The organism is Pantoea cypripedii (genome assembly GCF_011395035.1).
Classification (GTDB): Bacteria; Pseudomonadota; Gammaproteobacteria; order Enterobacterales; family Enterobacteriaceae; genus Pantoea; species Pantoea cypripedii_A.
On the sequence record NZ_CP024770.1, the window covers coordinates 416,200 to 433,684 of the forward strand.

Consider the following 17,485-nt stretch of genomic DNA (forward strand, 5'->3'; position numbering starts at 1 on the left):
AACGGTTCTCAGGGGAACTGGTTTATCAGAGGAATGCTGGGGAATGTGCTCAATCCCAAAATGGGCATTTTCTATGTCTCTTTTTTGCCACAGTTCATACCTGCCGGTCACTCTCCTTTAATATGGACTTTTATCCTGGTCAGCATCCACGTAACGATCGGGACTATATGGTCGGTCACACTCATTTTATCCACGCATTTTGCGTCAGCTGTATTGAAGAAAAGTCGCGTTGTCCAGGTGATGGACAGAACAACTGGGGGCTTATTTTTATGCTTCGCGGCTAAACTTGCGATGAGCACGAGATAGCCTTGGGTTGGCTGTAGACGTCCGCTTCTGACACTTAGCGGCCAGAATCATGAGAGGTTGAGGTCGCTTTGAGCGAAAAACAGACCTTATGAAAGGTTCAGAACAGTGATTTCCGGCTGGTCAGGAATGAAGGAAGCTGCTTTCGCAGCTTCCTGATGTTCATCGATGACAGGGTTGCTTGCCAACTAACTCACCGGATTATTTTACAGCATTGACCGCAAGCAGAATGACGTTTGCCACCGCATCCGGCTGTGAAATATGCGGCGCATGGCTGGCGTTAAGAGTGGTCACGTTCGCATGGATTTTGGTTGCCATAGCCTTCTGCAGATCGGTATTCAGCATGTGATCCTGCATGCTAACGATATACCACGATGGCTTGTTAACCCAGGCGGCATCAGTGATTTTCTCGCCGAATACTGCCCCGTTGGTAGGTTTCTGCGTCGCGTACATCAGTGCTGCCTGTTCAGCCGATACATCCTGAGCCAGATGCTTTGCAACCCCCTCACGGCTCAGCTTCAGAAAGCCAGCTTCGTCGGCATCAATGTGGCTGAAGCCAGAAGAAGTTGGGTAATTTTTGGTTAAATCGCTGACGGTTTCTCCCACCGATGGCGCGAATGCCGCTACGTAGACCAGAGCCTTAACGTTTTCATTGTTTGCGCCAGCTTCAGTAATCACCGCGCCGCCATATGAATGGCCGACTAAAACAATCGGGCCTTTAACCTGCGCCAGCGCACGACGTGTTGTAGCGACATCATCAGAAAGCGTGGTGAGCGGATCCTGAACGGCAACCACATCAAGCCCTTGAGCCTCAAGCAGGGGAATAACCTTATTCCATGCAGAACCGTCCGCAAAAGCACCGTGTACCAGAACAACCGTTGGTTTTTTGGATGAATCACCCGGGGTTGCGGCCATTGCCGAGCAGCTCATTGTGGCCGCCATTAATAAAGACAGGGATACGTTTTTCATGATGACACCTCATTTTATGCTTTCAGAATAAAAACCGGTTTATTGCCGGAAACGGTGAGAGAAAGTACATTAAAAACATATCGTGATAAATTGTCGTTAATACCTAACACATGAAACAAAGAGGATCAAATGGATCGGCTGACCTGCATGCATACTTTCATCCGGATTGTGGAGGCGGGGTCGATTTCATCGGCGGCAGATGAGCTGGGGCAGTCCTCCCAGCTGACAGGTAAGCAGTTGCGCGCGCTTGAGCAGAGCCTGGGAATACAGCTCATCAGCCGCACGACGCGAAGCCAGAGCCTGACCGATGGCGGAAGAACTTTCTACGAAAGCGCCCGCGTGATCCTGGCAGAGGTTGATGAAGCAGAAGCGCTCATAGCAGAAACCCGGGCTATGCCTAAAGGGAATCTCAGGATTAGTGCGCCAATTACCTTTGGCAGCCAGTTACTGGCGGCAGAGTTACCTGGATATCTCAGGCAGAACCCGGAAATTTCACTGGAGCTGTGCCTGTCCAATCGGACAGTGGATTTAGTGGAGGAAAGGTTTGATGCCGTTTTCAGAACCGGCGAGTTGCCTGACAGCCAGCTTATCGCTCGTCGCCTTAAGCCTTACAGAATGGTGATGTGCGCAGCACCCTCATACCTTGAGACGGCCCCCGCGCTGAAAGTACCTGAGGAGTTATCGCGGCATCAGTGCCTGATTTTTACCCACACGACGATGCGCACCGAATGGAGATTCACGGGGCCGGTGGGGCAGCATAACGTTCAGGTAGCCGGGCGGTTTAAAACGGATAACAGTGAGGCGTTGCGTGAAGCTGCGCTGGCGGGGCTGGGAATTATCCTGCAGCCCCTTCAGCTGCTGAGCGCAGACATTGAGGCTGGTCGCCTCACCAGGCTGTTGCCTGACTTTGAGCCGATTGGACGCCCCGTGCACGTACTGTACGCCCAGGACAGACGTATGACGCCGAAACTGCGCAGCTTCCTGGATTTCTGCATCAGCCGTTTTGGTGAAAGCTAAAGGGGGGTCTGTTCACCGCAACGGATTGTCGTGAAATAGCGCGCTACTTACCGTCGCCTAGGATTTGCTTCAGCTCATCCAGATCTTCTTCAACTGCTGTTTTCATCCCGCGCCTTTCCAGCCACTGCCTTCCCCAGATACTCAGATCCAGCACCAGTTTATTCAACTCCCGGCCCTCGTCGCTAAGCGAATACTCCACTTTTGGCGGCACGACGGGATACACCTGCCTCACGATGAGCCCATCCTCTTCCAGCTCACGCAGCTGCTTGGTCAGCAGGCGCTGGTTGATGCTGGTCAGGAAACGCTGAAGTTCGCTGAAACGCAGCGTCCCGTCCTTGAACAGGTGGTAGAGGATAACGCCTTTCCATTTGCCGCCCATGATATGAAGAGCGGCTTCCATTGAGCACCCGGGAGCAGAATCATAGTTGCGTAATTTTTTCATTATCGACCCATAGTTACCTTTTGGTAAGTATATGCATTTTTTTAGCGTATAAACACAATTTAATCATATGGTACTTTCAGCATGTCAAATACGAAACACTTTTTGGAGAAGAAATGTCAGCTTTACTTTTGAACCCATTACCATCAACGGCGTTGAATTCCGTAACCGTATCGCCATGTCGCCGATGTGCATGCACTCCGCGTCTGACGACGGTGACATCAACGACTTTCACATTATTCATTACGGCTCGCGCGCACTCGGCGGCGCTGGCCTGATCATGCTGGAAACTGCGGCCGTATTGCCAAACGGTCCGATCGGACCGGGAGACATTGGTATCTGGGATGACAGCCACGTTGAGGGCCTGCAGCGCGTCACGGCGGCTATCCATCGATTCGGCGCCAAAGCCGGCGCGCAGATTGGTCATGCGGGTCGCCAGTTGGGAATCAGCCATCAGCCATCCATCGCACCATCGGCCATTCCATTTACCGCTGAGTCCCGCGTGCCGCAGGCAGTGACCGTTGAACAGATCAGGGAAGTTGTTGAGGCGTTTCGCCACGGCGCACGGCGCGCGCGTGAAGCCGGTTTTGACGTGATAGAGATTCACTGCGCGCACGGCTATCTGCTGAATCAGTTCCTGTCTCCGCTTGCCAACAAGCGTACCGACGAATACGGCGGCAGCTATGAAAATCGCTACCGCATTGTGCGCGAGGTGATTGATGTGGTTCGCAGCGAGTGGAAAGGCCCGCTGTTCCTTCGCATTTCATCTACCGACTATCTTGAAGGTGGAAACCGTCCGGAAGACTTCCTGATTTACGGCAGGTGGATGAAAGACCAGGGCATCGACCTGATTGACTGCTCAAGTGGTGGTATCGCGATGGTGCAGGTAAATACTTATCCTGGATATCAAGTGCCGGCGGCTGAGATGCTACGCCGGGAGCTGGAGATAAAAACCGGTGCAGTTGGCCTGATTGAGACGGGCCGTCAGGCGGAAGAAATTGTGCAGAACAGCCGCGCAGATATCGTATTTGTCGGGCGGGACATGCTTAAAGATCCATTCTGGGCGCGAACCGCTGCGGACGATCTGAACGTGGTGATGCCCGTGCCGGCACAGTACACTCGCTACGGTTCCGGCTGGCAGCGCTCGCAGCCGCGTCTCCCGGCAGTTGCGCCAGAGAGCACCGTAGAAAATTAAAATTTTTTGCGGGGGATGTAAAAATGACCCTGCATCAGATGTGAACCTTTTATTCCGTTAAAACTATAATCGAGCATTACATCTTTTTGCTCCTGAATTCTTCGTTCAGGGGCTTTTTTATGTCGACTAACCTGGAGCGCTGTAGTCGATCGATCTGAGTGCGGGGCTTATTAACTAACTGGCAGTATCCCCGCTTATTCTTGATATTTTTTTGCGTATTTTTTTCGGGCGCTATGGAGCTTAATGACATTTTGGTTGGACCATTCAAATAAGGGAATGGTGATCTCTATCAGACTACGGCCAAAGGTTGTAATGCTGTAGAGCACTTCAACGGGGATTTTATTACTGTTGACTTTACGGTCAATTAAGCCATCTTCTTCGAGATTTTTTAGGGTTTGAGACAACATCTTTTGCGACAGGCCATGATGGGCTTTTAGCAAGCTATTGAAGCGGAAATCTTCGTGGAATAAATCGGCCAGGATCATCAAAAACCATTTATTTTCTAGTCTTTCGAATAAAAGTTTTTGTGGGCTGTTTTCATCGTTTGTAATTGAAAATGAATGGGTTATGGCTGGGTCAGGTTTCTTCACGGTAACTTCCTTTCTATTAGGTACCTACTTTACATGCCTAATTAAAGATTTATTATTAGCCCCTGTCAAGCAACCGGTGTTTATAAGGTACTAATATGATTAATACTAAAGTTTTCCTCAGTAGTGATAAAAACGATGGATTCGGCGTAACCTCAACGATTATTTATGGTGATACTGATGCAATATTAGTCGATGCGCAATTTACCTTGTCTAATGCTCACCGATTGGTAGCTGATTTGATGGAATTAAAGCGCGATCTGAAAATTATTTATCTGACACACCTCCATCCAGATCATTACCTCGGACTTGAAGTAATTAAATCTGTATATCCCAACGCAAAAGTTGTCGCTTATAAAGAAGCGGCTGACGATATTAACCAAGCCTACGACTTTAAGATTGATTATTGGGGTAACACCATCCTCAAAAGCAACGGGGCAAATATTAAGTTTGACGTCACCCGATTGGAAGATGAGGTTATCTATCTGGAAGGGCAGCCGATTAATATTCTGGGCATTCTGCGCGGGGATTGTGTGGATATTGCCGCCCTGTGGATCCCTTCGACTCGTACCCTGGTAGCCTCGGACCTGGTCTTTTCTGACTGCCACGTCTGGGTAGCGGATATGCGTTCACCTGAACACGTTAACCAGTGGCTTGAAACCTTAGATAAGCTGGAAGCCCTTGAGCCTGCCGTGGTGATCCCAGGTCATTCTTCATTACCTGCTCTGACCTTGAGCCCGTCGGCTATTGGCTTTACTCGCCAGTATATTAATGACTTCTTCAAACAGTTGCCCGCCGCTGCCGATGCAGAGGCTCTTAAAGCGGCCATGGAAAGGATTTACCCAGGTTTGCCGATCAAAATATGTTTGGAATACAGCGCGCGTATTCTGAAAGATAAATATGTATGGCCTGGCGATTGGCCACTGACCCTACGTCACACCCCGGCAGCGTTTTAAGCGGTATACCACCTTTCAATCCCTGCGTAATGCCAGGGATTTTTTGTTGGATTATGCTCTTCATCTCAGGACGGTGTAACGAGATGCAGTGACATTACGTCCGCTGTTGGCACGAGACAGCTATACAATATTTATCTCAGGCCAGATGCAAATCAAACAGACGCCCCATGACAATCCTGCCCCTGTCAGTTACGTTCACTTCGCGATATCCCGGTATGCGGGCTAGCCATTTTTCCTGCAGAAAGAGCGTCAGCAGTGCTGAACCAGCATCACCGCCCAGATGGTAGCGTCTTTCACTCCAGTCCAGGCAGGGGCAACAGGCCTTGCGGCGGGGACGTGAATTGAGCACGACGCCAAGTTTCTCAAAATGGTTTTTGCCGGCTGGCGTCAGCCCGGAACCCTCCGCTTCAAGCCACTTTTCCCTCAGCATAAATTCATAGATATTCACAGCAAGCTCGCCTGCCAGATGGTCATAGCAGGTGCGCGCATAACGAAGATTAACCGGCGTACTGGATGGGGGAGCCGTATGAGTGCGCATGGAAACTCCCATCAGGTTTTCCAGCAGTCCGGCGATATGCTGTCCGGCAAGGCTGTAATAACGGTGACGCCCCTGCGTCAGACAAATAACCAGCCCGTTGCTGAGAAGACGGCTGAGATGTCCACTGGTTGTGGATGCGGCAATGCCAGCGACTGCGCTGAGTTCAGTCGCTGTCCATGCGCGTCCATCCATCAGGGCGCACAGAATACTGACCCTTGACGGGTCAGATATGGCAGTAGCAACCATAGCCATGGATGTTTCAAGAACATCATCTGGCTCACAGTCGCGTTGAGGTTTCAGGAGGCTCATGCAGAAGTTATGGCCCATTTTTGGGTTACGTCAGCTGCCCGGGTATCATCATCCGTAACCAGGATGAGGCGGTTACTGTGGTCGCTGTATTGTACCAGAATATTAATGCCATGCTGTGCCAGGGTGTCAGCGATTTCTCCCAGCTCGCCGGGGCGTTCCTGAGGCAATTTTCTAATCAAAGGGCTTCTCACGCTGAGGACGTCAAAGCCTGCATCAATCAGAACTCTGCGTGCTTTTTCGCCGTCTTCGACAAGGAAATGCGCGTGGCCTGCTTCAGGCGTTGAAAATACTCCGCCTCCTTCAAGTCCCACTCCGTGTTTACCCAGCACACTGCCAAGTACGCCAAGCGATCCCGGGGTATTGCTGAGAATAACGTGAATGTCATACATGTTGAGTTGTTTCCTTATCAGAAGAGTAATCACGGAATACGCTGGCAACGCGTATTCTGTAGAATGAAAAAATTGACTGCTTACCTTCTTGCTGTGCTGCCTGATGCATAACATTTCGCTTCCATCCGGCCACTGACTCCTCATCTTTCCACCATGATAAAGAAAGGATTTTCCCGGGCGTATTCAGACTCTGGAATCGCTCAATAGAGATAAATCCTGGCGTATCTGACAATAAAGGCTTCAGTTCAGAAGCAATCTGAAGATATCTTTCCTGTGCCTCTGGCAGGGCGTCTGCCTCAAAAAGTACCGCAATCATGAGTTTGCTCCGTTGTTAATTCCCGGCCAGTCTATTGCCAGCGAAAGCATGATGCTTCGGCCAGCACCGAAGTATGCATGCTGCGTCAGGACGGAGAAGTGATAACGGGAGATGAACAGAATGTTCGGGGGTGCAGCTATGGGACGGTATGAATTATAATTGATTCATACCCAATTCCCGCTTTTGGCACGCGGGCAGACGGTATGGCCTTCAGCCAGCTAAGAGCGGGGAGCGAACTCAGTATGTCACCTGAAGTCCGCTGTTAAGCAGATTAGTCTGCCTGAAATTCATGTAAAATTATCTCTTTATCGCAGGTAACACCGGCAATGGCTCTGATCCCCAAAAACTACTCACGACTGGAAAGTGGCTACCGTGAGAAAGCATTGAAAATCTATCCGTGGGTATGCGGGCGCTGCTCGCGGGAGTTTGTTTACTCCAATCTACGCGAATTAACGGTCCACCATATCGATCACGACCATACCAACAATCCGGAGGATGGCAGTAACTGGGAGTTATTGTGCCTTTATTGCCATGACCACGAACACTCGAAGTACACTGAAGCTGACCAGTACGGCACAACCGTTGTGGCGGGGGAGGATGCGCAAAAAGATGTTGGTGTAGCAACCTATAACCCCTTTGCCGATTTAAAGTCGTTACTCAATAAAAAGAAATGATAGTAGTGATGCTTATTCTGTCTGAAGGCGACAGGCAGAGAAAACCACAATAGACGTCATCTATCTGGGCGATTCAGGCGGTGGTTTATAAACCAGTTTTAGGTCGTATTACAGGGAGGTTTTATGCGCACTCGTCCATCATCCCGGTTGATAGTGCTTACCCCTGCAAATCATGTCCTGCTGTTTAAGTTTTGCCATAAAAATGATGCTTTAAATGGCAGTTCATATTGGGCGACACCGGGCGGGGGGCTTGAACCCAATGAATCCTTTGAGCAGGCGGCCTTGCGCGAATTGCAGGAAGAGACCGGACTGCAGAGACATTCAGCTGGAGAGTCAGTCGCATCCCGAACCTTCACCATGATGCTGCCAAATGGGGAAACCGTTCTTGCTGACGAGCGTTTCTTTATCATTCTCGTGGATAAAACAGATATCGATTATTCAAGGTGGAGTGATAATGAAAAGAGAGTCATTCAGGATCACTACTGGTGGACGTTAGAGGAACTCCGACATACCAACGAAACGATATTTCCACATGATTTGATCATCGGGATACTTGCAGGCGAGTAGACACGCCCCGATCCATTTACAGATTTTAATGCCTTTAACGACGCATGTGGGTGCGAAACCGGTATTGTCCGCATTGAGCTGTGAGTTCAACGGGTCGATGCAACGCTATCCTTAATCAAGGAGGACGTTGCAAATTCAGGAGTCACTAAGCCAGTGTGGAACTGAATATGATCGTAGTTCAACCAGGCTTTTTTATATTGGTATAAATATCAGGCCGGGTGATGGTCCATGCATAGTTTTCCCGGTTAACAGGCTCGTAGCCAAATTTTTCATAAAGCCAGGGGGCTGTTGTTGTGAATAACATGATCCTGCGTAGCTGCTCAAACACAGGATGATTATGTATGCATTCCATCACCCATTTTCCGAGTCCCTCTCCCTGAAATTCTTCAAGAATATAGACATCGCAAAGGTAAGCGAACGTAGCATAATCAGTTATCAGACGAGCAAAACCTATCTGGGCTTCGCCATGATAAACACCAAAGTTAAGGCTGTTTTCAATTGATGCGCTGACAATAGCCAGATTAATACCTTTAGCCCAGGTGGATCTCGTCAGATAGCGATGGATAGCCTGCACGTCCAGTTTTTCCCTGTCTGTACTAACCAGGTAGTTATCCTTATGCCATTCGTGTTTCTCTGAAATACTCACGTTCGCTCCTGCTTATAAGGTTTAGGGAAACCTAACCTTATCATTTGATGGAAAATTGTATTGGCTTTTTCCTCTACAACCAGTATCAGCCCTATTGGCGTAAACGCTGCCAGAATTCACAGGATTCTGGACAGATTCTTGTTTGCTATAAGGCATCTGTTAGTCTGGCTGGGATTGAAAGACAACAAGGAGGTCATATGCTGAACCCTGGATTTGTTACCAGTAGAGCACTTGCTCAATGGCAGGACATCCCCATTTTTTTGCCACAGTTTCAGTTCCATGAAAAACACCAGACCGTCATTAAGACGCACTCGCCTGAAAAAATCCTGCCGTTAGTCGCAGAATTCGATATTCAGCAGGACGCCGTCATCCGATTATTGATGTCTGTGCGACAAATTCCGCAAAAATTTCGACGCAATAAACAAGCCGGGGCAGTTAACAGCTTTGGCCTGAACAGTTTTATTCTTTTGGAAAAGTCAGAATCGGAGCTCTGCTACGGTCTGCGCGGACAATTCTGGCGAGCAGATTTTGGCCTGGAAAATGTCCCGGATACTGACGCTTATCTGACGCCAGTCGCGCCAGGTAACGCAAAACTCTTACTGCGCTATCGGGTGACGGAAATAAAAGAAGGGCAATATGAGTTGCGAACTGAAACGTTCATTTTCTGTCCGGATCGAGCTACTCAGCTGAAAATGACTGCTTACTGGCTGGCAATACGGGCAGGCAGTGGATGGATTCGAAAAAGGACGCTTATGGCTGTTCAGTCCAGTATTTGATAATAGGGGCGGGTGCCAGGCAAAGTCTGCTTTGAGCGAAAAGCGAAAGTTCGTAATTATTCTCTCTGCGGATAGGTTTTACTTACATACGCGATGCATTAATTAACGGGGAGCAGGTCAGGACCTTTAAACAATACTGACAGTCTGGGCGTCATAACCACCACTCTTAAACATTACTGAGCCATCAGCATTGCCATTTCTGGCGTTGAGTCATTAAAAAATCAATAAAGACTTTTACCCTTAGCGGCAAATGACGGTTCAGGGGATACAGTAGCGTATAAGGTCGGGAGCGCCCCCGGTATTGAGGGAGAATTTCTTTCAGGCTGCCTTCATGGAGGTATCTTTCAGCGATGAAATGATAGGTCTGGAAAACCCCCGCACCATTCAGCGCCAGCGTGACCCCACCCAGTACATCATCCGAGCAGCAATAGCTCCCCTTTGTCAGCATCTCCCGTTCTTTGCCTTGGTCGAAAAAAATCCAGGGGATATTACGGCCATTACTCGGTAATTCAAACTGGATACATTCGTGTTGGGTAAGCTCATCCAGCGTTTGTGGTTCCGGAAACCTGGCAAGGTAGGCGGGCGATGCAACCACCACCATCTTTGCATCTTCAAGCGGTCTGGCTATCAGAGTTGAATCTGGCTGCGCCCTGACGCGTATGGCGATGTCATAACCTTCGCTGACAAAATCAACATTACGGTTGCTCAGATGAATATCGACTTTAACGTCCGGGAACTTTTCCCTGAACAGGGGCAGTAAAGGGAGTATCCGGTAATGTCCATAGGTCGTGGGCAGGCTAATCCTCAGCGTTCCTGACGGTACGTTCTGTTTCCCCATGACATCCCGTTCGGCCTCCAGCAGTTGCTGGAGTGCCTGATGACTCTGGTGATAGTAGCTTTTCCCGGCAGCAGTCAGGTTTATATTCCGCGTTGTTCGGGTGAAAAGTCTCACACCGAGACGTTCTTCCAGACGGGAAACCGAACGGCTGACTGCCGCCGGTGTGATACCCGCTTCCTGTGCAGCAGCGGTAAAACTGCCGCATTCTGCAGCCAGGCAGAATAACTCGATGCTTCCCAGCAGAATATCGTCAAAGTGTCTTTTCATTTCGATTAATTACACCATGTATAAACTGAAATTCGGTGATCCGACTTTTTCACCCCGGTTTGTTCCAATATAGTTTCTTCCAGATTCAGGCATCAAGATGTTTCTGCAATGTCTGAACCCATTTGTCGATTTATTATATTAATCTCATTAATTCAGGAACTATATTTATGAAAAACTCTACAAAGGTTGCCGTCATCACTGGTGCATCACAGGGTATGGGGGCTGAACTGGTTAAGGCTTACCGTAATGCAGGATACCGTGTCGTTGCGACCTCCCGCTCAATTAAACCCTCAGGCGATGATAATATTGCCACTGTAGCCGGGGATATTTCTGATGCTTCGACCGCAGATAATATTATTCAGACTGCGCTCAGTAATTTTGGACGGGTAGATACGCTGATCAATAATGCGGGTATCTTTATGGCAAAACCTTTTACTCAGTTTAACAGCAGTGACTGGGAAAAAAATATCGCAACTAATCTGGCGGGCTTCTTCCATATTACTCAGCGTGCTGTCGAGTTAATGGAAAATCAGCAGTCGGGTCATATCGTGCAGATTACCACGACACTGGCTGAACAACCCATTAATGGTGTGCCGAGCGTACTGGCTTCGCTGACGAAGGGCGGGCTGAACGCTGCGACGCGCTCGCTGGCCATTGAGTATGCGGGGAAAGGTGTTCGTGTCAATGCTGTTTCTCCAGGGGTCATTAAAACACCGATGCATCCAGAGGAAACTCATGCAGCACTCGCAGCACTTCATCCGCTGGGCCGTATGGGAGCAATTCAGGACATCGTTGATGCAGTCATGTTTCTGGAGAAATCGTCCTTCATTACCGGAGAGATCCTGCATGTAGATGGCGGGCAATCCGCAGGTCATTGGTAATTGGATTGTGTCATTACAGAATGTGATGAAATAAAGAGGAGCCATATATGCCATTTGTCAGTGTCAGGATTACCCGTGATGGGACGACCCGTGAGCAAAAGTCACAATTAATTAAAGAGATGACCGACTCGCTTCAGCGGGTGCTCGGTAAGCAGCCTGAATTAACCCATATTGTTATTGAAGAAATCGATACAGATAACTGGGGTTATGCGGGGCAGACAGCGTCCGAACATCGAAAAAAAGCGTAACTGAGTAAGGGGCTGATAATCAGCCCCTTGTTTTTATAATTTTTTAATATCCAGGTGTTCGCCTGTTGAGTGATTAATTACTGGCGGAGATGTGATTTTTCAACCAGATTTTTACATCCTGAGTAAGAATATTATTTTGAGCATTATAAGTGTGCCTCATCGGCCACCAGACACCTTCTCCCCGCGCGAAAGCGGTGCGATAACGCAGCATTTGATCATCCGGAGCGAGACTCAGTTCCTTTTGCAGTTGCGGTAATGTAAATACTTTTCTGGCATAGGGCGTTGCGGTGACACTTTCCACAATATCTGCCAGCCTGCCATATGACAGAGTCTCCCCGGCAACGAAAACGACTTCATTAACAATCCGCGGCTGATGGAGATAAATTGCGGTGGTAAGACGGCCAATGTCGGCGGGAGAGGTCACCGTAACCTGTGTCTCCCACCCGCCCAGTGCATTGATAGTCTTTTGCGTCAGGTTGACGACATCAAATGCTGGCTCAAAGAGAAAGCTGGTGAACATCCCCGTTGAAACGATGACCCATTCAGTCGCATGTTGTCCACGCAAAACATCCCTGACCTCATACTGTTCATCCCATACCGGTTGCCCGCTGCCTTTACCCACCACGTCATAATTCACACCAAACTGCCAGGGGAAGTAACGCTTTATCCCGGCTTTGAGTACGGCATGCGTAATCTTCAGTTGTGTGCCCGCACCTGAGACAAAGCCCAGGCAATTGATCACGGTGTCAAAGGGTTTAAAAACAGTCGTCAGTGATTCTACGGTGCCAGCGGCGACGTCGGCGGCAATAAACCGTGCACCGGCAGTCTGGTATTTCTGATGTCTTTCAGAAAGCAGGTTCCCTTCACCGTCTATTGATGCGGGTGAAACAATGACGGTGACGTTGCCATTTCTGCTGCTGACGGCAGGGATAAGGGCGTCCAGCATTGCAGCCCCCAGTTGTCCTGCCCCAAGCACCAATACATTCTCTGCATGCTGGCTGATATGTTCTTTCATTTCAGTTCCCCAACGGGTTAAACAGCGATTCCGCTATAGTGGGGGGAAAGTTTACTGCTGAGGTCTGCGTTCGATAAGTCTGCCGGGACAGGTTAGACTGTTCGTGATAATGGCATAATCATAGCGTCACTTCTGACAGAGGGAACATGGATAAACTGGAATCAATGCGGGTATATGTTCATGTGGTGGAGACGCAGAGTTTTGCCAGAACGGCTGAAGTACTGGGGCTGCCGCGCTCCACTGTTTCCAGGGTTATCAAGGAGCTGGAAGCCTATCTGGGTCTGCAGTTGCTCCAGCGGACAACTCGAAAGCTCAGTGTGACCGCTGATGGGCAGGGTTATTTTGAAGAATCCAGAAAAATACTTAGTGAGATTGCCGCGCTTGAGTCCTCTTTTCCCGGCCGCAGCGGGCAACCCAGAGGGCGTTTTAAGGTCGGGATGCCGCAGTCGCTTGCCCGGCATTATTTTTTACCGAAAATTACTGAATTTCTGCAGCAGTATCCTGAGATTGAGCTGGTGCTATGTTCTGGTGACAACGTGGTGGATTTGATTCAGGAGGGGTATGACTGTGTTATCAGGACTGGCAACGTAGCTGACTCCGTTACGCTGGTCGCTCGTCCTCTCACCCGTTTCCGCTGGTCCGTTCTCGCCTCACCGGATTATCTCGAAAAGTATGGTGAACCCGCCGATCTGGAAGATCTGGAGAATCATCGGGCGGTGGGTTTTCTGAATCACCGGACCGGACGAACTACAGAATGGTTTTTTACTCATGCCGGGAACGAACATGTCCTTCGTATGAAGGAGGTCTTCGTGGTTGATGATACCGATGCCTATATTCAGGCCGGAATCCAGGGTGTTGGTTTAATTCGCGTGGCCAGTTATCTTGCCGCACCCTTCGTCAACCGGGGAGAGCTCGTCACCTGCCTGGCAGACTACTCGTTTGATATGCCGCTATCGCTGATCTATCCGCAGAGCCGCTATGTGTCGCCAGCGATAAGGGCATTTTATAACTGGAGCCAGTCCGTTCTGAAGCCTTCCGTGTCAAAGTAAAGCAGAGATAATTTCCCCCGCAGATAGCGGGACAGGATCACTTTTTATCCACATGGTTCTGCCGGAATCTGGCTATCTTCGCTCTGTTACCACACAGCGCCATGCTGCACCAGCGGCGGCGATGCGACTTGGTTCTGTCGTAGAACCAGAGGGAACAGTCCGGATGCTCACATTGACGAATATATTCAAAGTTTCCGGTTGCCAGTAAATCCGCCGCGTGTTCCGCAAGGATCCCCATAGCCTGTGATGCGGAAGTGATCGGGAAACAACGCGTCACCCGTAAAGCACCATCATCTTCAGATATCAGGCGAGGATAACTTATTACGTGACGAAGATAATCGTTGAGGTGCTCAGGAGAAATGGCATTGCCTTTTTTCTTTTCTTCAACCAGTAGACGTATCAGCTCACGTAAGTTTCGCGCTTCGTTTAACAGTTCGCCGGTTTCTCCGGAAAGTTTTTCAGCAGAAACAGTGACTCCCGCGTGCAATAACCACTGATAAACATCCTCATCCGTCTGAAAAAAATCGTGCGCCCCTTTATCCGTCATCGCGACGGTATTAATGAAATCCAGTGCTGTCTGTTCAGCGATAAACCACGGACCGGTATTACCAGGGGTGTCAGTTGCCATCTTAAAATCCTCAGCAGTCTGCTAATCATGGCAAAATCGTAACCCATAAATACCTATTTTAATAGTTACAAGGCGTGTAATGTTTTGACACATTTTTAGTGGTGCCGGTGGAGGAGTTTATAACAAATTGATTTTAAATGAATAAACATCATCAGCTCAGGGTGTTTATCTTTCTCGCTCCATGTAACCTCTAAAAATAATCTTTACAGGTTACATGGGGTGGGCATAATCAAACACAGAAGTAACCACTAAATCAATCTTTCAACAGTTACGCAATGAGGTGATGATATGTCTATCAACGTCCACTTTCCTGTCCGTTACCAATATGCTGAGGCAGATGGTGTAAATGTTTTTTACCGCGAGGCCGGAAACCCCGCGAATCCGGATTTGCTGTTACTGCATGGTTTCCCGAGCTCGTCACATCAGTTCAGAGAACTGATCCCATTACTGGCCGATAAGTTTCATATTATCGCACCTGATTTACCGGGTTTTGGTTTCACTGAGGTCCCTGCCGGACGGCAATATGTCTACACGTTTGATGCTCTGGCAAAAACCATGATCGATTTCGTGGATGCTGTGAAGCTGGAAAAATTTGCCATGTATGTGTTTGATTACGGTGCTCCCACCGGTTTGCGACTGGCACTGCACTATCCGCAACGTGTCACTGGCCTGATTTCACAGAACGGTAATGCATATCTGGAAGGGCTGGGGGATGCATGGGCTCCGATTCGTGCGTACTGGGCGGATGCATCGGCAGAGAATCGTCAGACAATACATGACGCTATTCTCCATCTTGAAGGAACTAAATGGCAGTATGTACACGGAGTAAAAAATCCTGATAGCGTTGCGCCCGAATCTTATCAACTGGATGCCCTGCTGCTTGAACGACCGGGCAACAAGGATATTCAGTTGGATCTGTTCCTTGATTATGCCAGCAATCTGAAACTGTACCCGGCATTCCAGTCTTTTTTCCGTGAAACGAAAATTCCGGCACTGATTATATGGGGGGAACACGACCCGTTCTTCATCCCGCCAGGAGCGGAAGCATTTAAACGCGATAATCCGAATGCTGTCGTGGAACTGCTGGATACCGGGCATTTTGCTCTGGAGACGCATGTGGGGCATATCGCCATTCGCATTCGCGAAATTTTTATCTGACATGTATGAACGGATAACGGAGTGTCTGCCCCGGCATCGCTCCGTTCCATTCAGCCTTTCCGGTTCCTTGCCAGTATTAGCATTTAAGGGGTAACTGTTGATGACGAACCAGCTCAAACGCAGCATCAAGCTTCCGCAGGCCATTGCACTTTATGTGGGGGCCGTTATTGGGGCGGGTGTCCTCGTTTTACCCGGCAGTGCGGCGGATATTGCCGGACCTGCATCAATCATCTCGTGGTGTATCGTCTCTTTACTTGGTATCCCCCTTGCACTTACCTTCGCATCTCTGGCGGGAAAATTTCCGGATGCAGGTGGTGTGGCGACATATGCTGGCAATGCTTTTAATGAAGATATTGCCGCTGTTGTTGGCTGGTTCTATTTCTTTGCGGCTGCTACCGGGGAGATCATCATTCCGCTTACCGGTGCCTATTATGCGGCAAACTATCCTGGAATTAGCCGGGGCGGAACGTACCTGATAGCTGCATTTATTCTGATGATAACTGTCAGTGCGAATATCCGGGGGCTTCGGGCAAGCGGGAGCATAGCTCTGTTTCTGAGCTCAGCTGTTGTGCTGATGCTGGTTTTTGCCAGTGGGGCAGCTGTTCCGGACATCACCCGGCACTGGTCGCCTTTTATGCCTGACGGCTGGATGTCGATAGGACAGGCTTCTGTATTTATCTTCTATGCATTCTTTGGCTGGGAAGTTATTTCCCATCTTGCTGAAGAGTTCGTCGATCCTGAACGTGATATGCGCCGGGCGACCCTGTGGAGTGTTGGCGTTGTCACGATCCTTTATGTCGCTATTGCTGCTGCGGTCATTGGGACAGGCACTTACGGTACACCTGAACTGAATCGCACGGCTGTCGCACGTCTGCTTTCGGGGGCGATGGGTATTGGTGCGGGACAGGTTGCTGCAATTATTGCTCTGGTGGTAGCGCTGGGTACGTCCAACGCATACATCGCGGGGGCTTCACGTCTTGGATATGCTCTTGCCCGCGATGGTGCATTTCCCCGTTTTCTGGGCAAGCTGGACAAGAACGGCGTGCCAGTGAACGCGGTGCTGTGTGTGGGTATATTTGCGTTTATCGGGCTGGGCGTCTCCTGGTTATTTGACTGGGGAGTCGAAGATCTGTTGTCTGTTCCTAACGCTCTTGGAATCGCGACCTATGTTATCGGATTGGGTGCCGGTTACCGGTTGCTCACCGGGAAAAGGCGCTTTATGTCCCTGGTTGGCGGGACGTGTTGTGTTGTCCTGATGATGTTTGCCGGACTGTCGTTGTTATGGCCGTTAGGAATGGCTCTGATCGCTGTTTTATATCGACGGTTTAATCTGCAGAAATGCGTACGATGACACTCTTAGCCCGCAACATTATTCTGAAGATATGGTAAGTGGATGGTGAGTTCTGAATGGCAGCTATGAGCGAGAAGCGGACCTTTAAAAAGTAGTATTTATTGGATTGATTGCACGGAACTAAATGATTAGCATCTGCTCTTTCGGACAAAGAAAATGACTGTTAACGATTCCCTCCTCGCATTCTCTCTCGCAGCACTGTTACTTACCCTGACTCCCGGCCTCGATACGGCACTTATTCTGCGCACCGCTTGTGCTGAGGGCGGCAAAAAGGCTTTTCACGCTGCGCTTGGCATTGATGCTGGCTGTTTTGTATGGGGCGCGCTGGTCGCGTTAGGTCTTGGCGCTCTTCTGGCGGTTTCAGAGATG

At 49.4% G+C, this 17,485-nt stretch carries 23 protein-coding genes; 13 read left to right on the top strand and 10 right to left on the bottom strand.

From position 1 onward, the window contains the following. A partial coding sequence (locus CUN67_RS25115) for a LysE family translocator (RefSeq protein WP_208718198.1) occupies nt 1-306 on the top strand: 306 nt, incomplete at its 5' end. Nucleotides 307-504: 198 nt separating this feature from the next. Here CUN67_RS25115 and CUN67_RS25120 read toward each other — a convergent pair. Beyond that, nucleotides 505-1,272 (bottom strand): alpha/beta fold hydrolase, encoded by a 768-nt coding sequence (locus CUN67_RS25120; protein ID WP_208718199.1) that lies wholly within the window; start codon nt 1,270-1,272, stop codon nt 505-507. Between the two features lie 129 nt (nt 1,273-1,401). Here CUN67_RS25120 and CUN67_RS25125 point away from each other — a divergent pair, with 129 nt between their 5' ends. Further along, the gene (locus CUN67_RS25125) at nt 1,402-2,289 is read left to right on the top strand and encodes a LysR substrate-binding domain-containing protein (protein ID WP_208718200.1); all 888 of its coding nucleotides are present in this window, start codon (nt 1,402-1,404) and stop codon (nt 2,287-2,289) included. Between the two features lie 43 nt (nt 2,290-2,332). On the opposite strand, the gene CUN67_RS25130 is transcribed toward CUN67_RS25125, so the two are convergent. Beyond that, the gene (locus tag CUN67_RS25130) at nt 2,333-2,731 is read right to left on the bottom strand and encodes a winged helix-turn-helix transcriptional regulator (protein ID WP_208718201.1); all 399 of its coding nucleotides are present in this window, start codon (nt 2,729-2,731) and stop codon (nt 2,333-2,335) included. 67 nt (nt 2,732-2,798) lie between these two features. Here CUN67_RS25130 and namA point away from each other — a divergent pair, with 67 nt between their 5' ends. Beyond that, nucleotides 2,799-3,923, top strand: coding sequence for an NADPH dehydrogenase NamA (gene namA / locus CUN67_RS25135; RefSeq protein ID WP_208718202.1), 1,125 nt, complete (start codon nt 2,799-2,801; stop codon nt 3,921-3,923). 194 nt (nt 3,924-4,117) lie between these two features. On the opposite strand, the gene CUN67_RS25140 is transcribed toward namA, so the two are convergent. Beyond that, the gene (locus CUN67_RS25140) at nt 4,118-4,513 is read right to left on the bottom strand and encodes a winged helix-turn-helix transcriptional regulator (RefSeq protein WP_208718203.1); all 396 of its coding nucleotides are present in this window, start codon (nt 4,511-4,513) and stop codon (nt 4,118-4,120) included. A gap of 95 nt (nt 4,514-4,608) precedes the next feature. Between CUN67_RS25140 and CUN67_RS25145 the strand changes: the two genes are divergently transcribed. Then, nucleotides 4,609-5,466 (top strand): MBL fold metallo-hydrolase, encoded by an 858-nt coding sequence (locus CUN67_RS25145; protein ID WP_208718204.1) that lies wholly within the window; start codon nt 4,609-4,611, stop codon nt 5,464-5,466. Between the two features lie 136 nt (nt 5,467-5,602). Here the strand turns inward: CUN67_RS25145 and CUN67_RS25150 are convergent, their stop codons facing one another. The 3 genes from CUN67_RS25150 to CUN67_RS25160 are packed head-to-tail and all read right to left on the bottom strand — an operon-like array spanning nt 5,603 to nt 7,018. Then, complete coding sequence (locus CUN67_RS25150; RefSeq protein WP_208718205.1) at nt 5,603-6,313, bottom strand: ArsR/SmtB family transcription factor; 711 nt, start codon at nt 6,311-6,313, stop codon at nt 5,603-5,605. Continuing rightward, nucleotides 6,310-6,702 carry an amino acid-binding protein gene (locus CUN67_RS25155; RefSeq protein ID WP_208718206.1) on the bottom strand — a complete coding sequence of 131 codons (393 nt, stop codon included), beginning with the start codon at nt 6,700-6,702 and terminating at the stop codon, nt 6,310-6,312. The genes CUN67_RS25150 and CUN67_RS25155 overlap by 4 nt, the downstream gene beginning before the upstream one ends. Next, a complete protein-coding gene (locus CUN67_RS25160) occupies nt 6,695-7,018 on the bottom strand; it encodes an antibiotic biosynthesis monooxygenase family protein (RefSeq protein WP_208718207.1) in 324 nt (107 codons plus the stop codon). Before CUN67_RS25160 ends, CUN67_RS25155 begins: the two co-directional genes overlap by 8 nt. A gap of 326 nt (nt 7,019-7,344) precedes the next feature. Here CUN67_RS25160 and yajD point away from each other — a divergent pair, with 326 nt between their 5' ends. Continuing rightward, nucleotides 7,345-7,692: a YajD family HNH nuclease gene (gene yajD / locus CUN67_RS25165; protein ID WP_208718208.1), complete on the top strand. Its 348-nt coding sequence runs from the start codon at nt 7,345-7,347 to the stop codon at nt 7,690-7,692. Nucleotides 7,693-7,815: 123 nt separating this feature from the next. Beyond that, nucleotides 7,816-8,259: an NUDIX hydrolase gene (locus tag CUN67_RS25170; RefSeq protein ID WP_208718209.1), complete on the top strand. Its 444-nt coding sequence runs from the start codon at nt 7,816-7,818 to the stop codon at nt 8,257-8,259. Between the two features lie 178 nt (nt 8,260-8,437). Here CUN67_RS25170 and CUN67_RS25175 read toward each other — a convergent pair whose 3' ends face one another. Further along, the gene (locus tag CUN67_RS25175; protein ID WP_208718210.1) at nt 8,438-8,905 is read right to left on the bottom strand and encodes a GNAT family N-acetyltransferase; all 468 of its coding nucleotides are present in this window, start codon (nt 8,903-8,905) and stop codon (nt 8,438-8,440) included. 197 nt (nt 8,906-9,102) lie between these two features. Here CUN67_RS25175 and CUN67_RS25180 point away from each other — a divergent pair, with 197 nt between their 5' ends. Next, nucleotides 9,103-9,681 (top strand): hypothetical protein, encoded by a 579-nt coding sequence (locus CUN67_RS25180; RefSeq protein WP_208718211.1) that lies wholly within the window; start codon nt 9,103-9,105, stop codon nt 9,679-9,681. A gap of 184 nt (nt 9,682-9,865) precedes the next feature. Here CUN67_RS25180 and CUN67_RS25185 read toward each other — a convergent pair whose 3' ends face one another. Beyond that, nucleotides 9,866-10,786, bottom strand: coding sequence for a LysR family transcriptional regulator (locus tag CUN67_RS25185; RefSeq protein ID WP_208718212.1), 921 nt, complete (start codon nt 10,784-10,786; stop codon nt 9,866-9,868). Nucleotides 10,787-10,953: 167 nt separating this feature from the next. Between CUN67_RS25185 and CUN67_RS25190 the strand changes: the two genes are divergently transcribed. Both CUN67_RS25190 and CUN67_RS25195 read left to right on the top strand, forming a co-directional pair. Continuing rightward, nucleotides 10,954-11,667 (top strand): SDR family NAD(P)-dependent oxidoreductase, encoded by a 714-nt coding sequence (locus tag CUN67_RS25190; RefSeq protein WP_208718213.1) that lies wholly within the window; start codon nt 10,954-10,956, stop codon nt 11,665-11,667. A gap of 47 nt (nt 11,668-11,714) precedes the next feature. Further along, nucleotides 11,715-11,915 carry a tautomerase family protein gene (locus CUN67_RS25195; RefSeq protein WP_208718214.1) on the top strand — a complete coding sequence of 67 codons (201 nt, stop codon included), beginning with the start codon at nt 11,715-11,717 and terminating at the stop codon, nt 11,913-11,915. Between the two features lie 73 nt (nt 11,916-11,988). Here CUN67_RS25195 and CUN67_RS25200 read toward each other — a convergent pair whose 3' ends face one another. Further along, nucleotides 11,989-12,930 (bottom strand): aromatic alcohol reductase, encoded by a 942-nt coding sequence (locus CUN67_RS25200; protein ID WP_208718215.1) that lies wholly within the window; start codon nt 12,928-12,930, stop codon nt 11,989-11,991. A gap of 146 nt (nt 12,931-13,076) precedes the next feature. Here CUN67_RS25200 and CUN67_RS25205 point away from each other — a divergent pair, with 146 nt between their 5' ends. After that, nucleotides 13,077-13,979: a LysR family transcriptional regulator gene (locus CUN67_RS25205; RefSeq protein ID WP_208718216.1), complete on the top strand. Its 903-nt coding sequence runs from the start codon at nt 13,077-13,079 to the stop codon at nt 13,977-13,979. A 37-nt stretch (nt 13,980-14,016) separates the two neighbouring features. On the opposite strand, the gene CUN67_RS25210 is transcribed toward CUN67_RS25205, so the two are convergent. Next, nucleotides 14,017-14,607 (bottom strand): CGNR zinc finger domain-containing protein, encoded by a 591-nt coding sequence (locus tag CUN67_RS25210; protein ID WP_208718217.1) that lies wholly within the window; start codon nt 14,605-14,607, stop codon nt 14,017-14,019. 288 nt (nt 14,608-14,895) lie between these two features. Here CUN67_RS25210 and CUN67_RS25215 point away from each other — a divergent pair, with 288 nt between their 5' ends. The 3 genes from CUN67_RS25215 to CUN67_RS25225 form a co-directional block, all read left to right on the top strand. Then, nucleotides 14,896-15,765 carry an alpha/beta fold hydrolase gene (locus tag CUN67_RS25215; RefSeq protein WP_208718218.1) on the top strand — a complete coding sequence of 290 codons (870 nt, stop codon included), beginning with the start codon at nt 14,896-14,898 and terminating at the stop codon, nt 15,763-15,765. 100 nt (nt 15,766-15,865) lie between these two features. Continuing rightward, complete coding sequence (locus tag CUN67_RS25220; RefSeq protein WP_208718219.1) at nt 15,866-17,116, top strand: APC family permease; 1,251 nt, start codon at nt 15,866-15,868, stop codon at nt 17,114-17,116. 156 nt (nt 17,117-17,272) lie between these two features. After that, the coding region (locus CUN67_RS25225) for a LysE family transporter (protein WP_368389669.1) at nt 17,273-17,485 on the top strand (213 nt) is incomplete at its 3' end.

Bases quoted from the DNA above. Each gene is read 5' to 3' on its own strand.
- CUN67_RS25120 (WP_208718199.1), bottom strand. From the start codon at position 1,272: ATGAAAAACGTATCCCTGTCTTTATTAATGGCGGCCACAATGAGCTGC.
- CUN67_RS25125 (WP_208718200.1), top strand. From the start codon at position 1,402: ATGGATCGGCTGACCTGCATGCATACTTTCATCCGGATTGTGGAGGCG.
- CUN67_RS25130 (WP_208718201.1), bottom strand. From the start codon at position 2,731: ATGAAAAAATTACGCAACTATGATTCTGCTCCCGGGTGCTCAATGGAA.
- namA (WP_208718202.1), top strand. From the start codon at position 2,799: ATGGTACTTTCAGCATGTCAAATACGAAACACTTTTTGGAGAAGAAAT.
- CUN67_RS25145 (WP_208718204.1), top strand. From the start codon at position 4,609: ATGATTAATACTAAAGTTTTCCTCAGTAGTGATAAAAACGATGGATTC.
- CUN67_RS25150 (WP_208718205.1), bottom strand. From the start codon at position 6,313: ATGAGCCTCCTGAAACCTCAACGCGACTGTGAGCCAGATGATGTTCTT.
- CUN67_RS25155 (WP_208718206.1), bottom strand. From the start codon at position 6,702: ATGTATGACATTCACGTTATTCTCAGCAATACCCCGGGATCGCTTGGC.
- CUN67_RS25160 (WP_208718207.1), bottom strand. From the start codon at position 7,018: ATGATTGCGGTACTTTTTGAGGCAGACGCCCTGCCAGAGGCACAGGAA.
- yajD (WP_208718208.1), top strand. From the start codon at position 7,345: ATGGCTCTGATCCCCAAAAACTACTCACGACTGGAAAGTGGCTACCGT.
- CUN67_RS25170 (WP_208718209.1), top strand. From the start codon at position 7,816: ATGCGCACTCGTCCATCATCCCGGTTGATAGTGCTTACCCCTGCAAAT.
- CUN67_RS25180 (WP_208718211.1), top strand. From the start codon at position 9,103: ATGCTGAACCCTGGATTTGTTACCAGTAGAGCACTTGCTCAATGGCAG.
- CUN67_RS25185 (WP_208718212.1), bottom strand. From the start codon at position 10,786: ATGAAAAGACACTTTGACGATATTCTGCTGGGAAGCATCGAGTTATTC.
- CUN67_RS25190 (WP_208718213.1), top strand. From the start codon at position 10,954: ATGAAAAACTCTACAAAGGTTGCCGTCATCACTGGTGCATCACAGGGT.
- CUN67_RS25195 (WP_208718214.1), top strand. From the start codon at position 11,715: ATGCCATTTGTCAGTGTCAGGATTACCCGTGATGGGACGACCCGTGAG.
- CUN67_RS25200 (WP_208718215.1), bottom strand. From the start codon at position 12,930: ATGAAAGAACATATCAGCCAGCATGCAGAGAATGTATTGGTGCTTGGG.
- CUN67_RS25205 (WP_208718216.1), top strand. From the start codon at position 13,077: ATGGATAAACTGGAATCAATGCGGGTATATGTTCATGTGGTGGAGACG.
- CUN67_RS25210 (WP_208718217.1), bottom strand. From the start codon at position 14,607: ATGGCAACTGACACCCCTGGTAATACCGGTCCGTGGTTTATCGCTGAA.
- CUN67_RS25215 (WP_208718218.1), top strand. From the start codon at position 14,896: ATGTCTATCAACGTCCACTTTCCTGTCCGTTACCAATATGCTGAGGCA.
- CUN67_RS25220 (WP_208718219.1), top strand. From the start codon at position 15,866: ATGACGAACCAGCTCAAACGCAGCATCAAGCTTCCGCAGGCCATTGCA.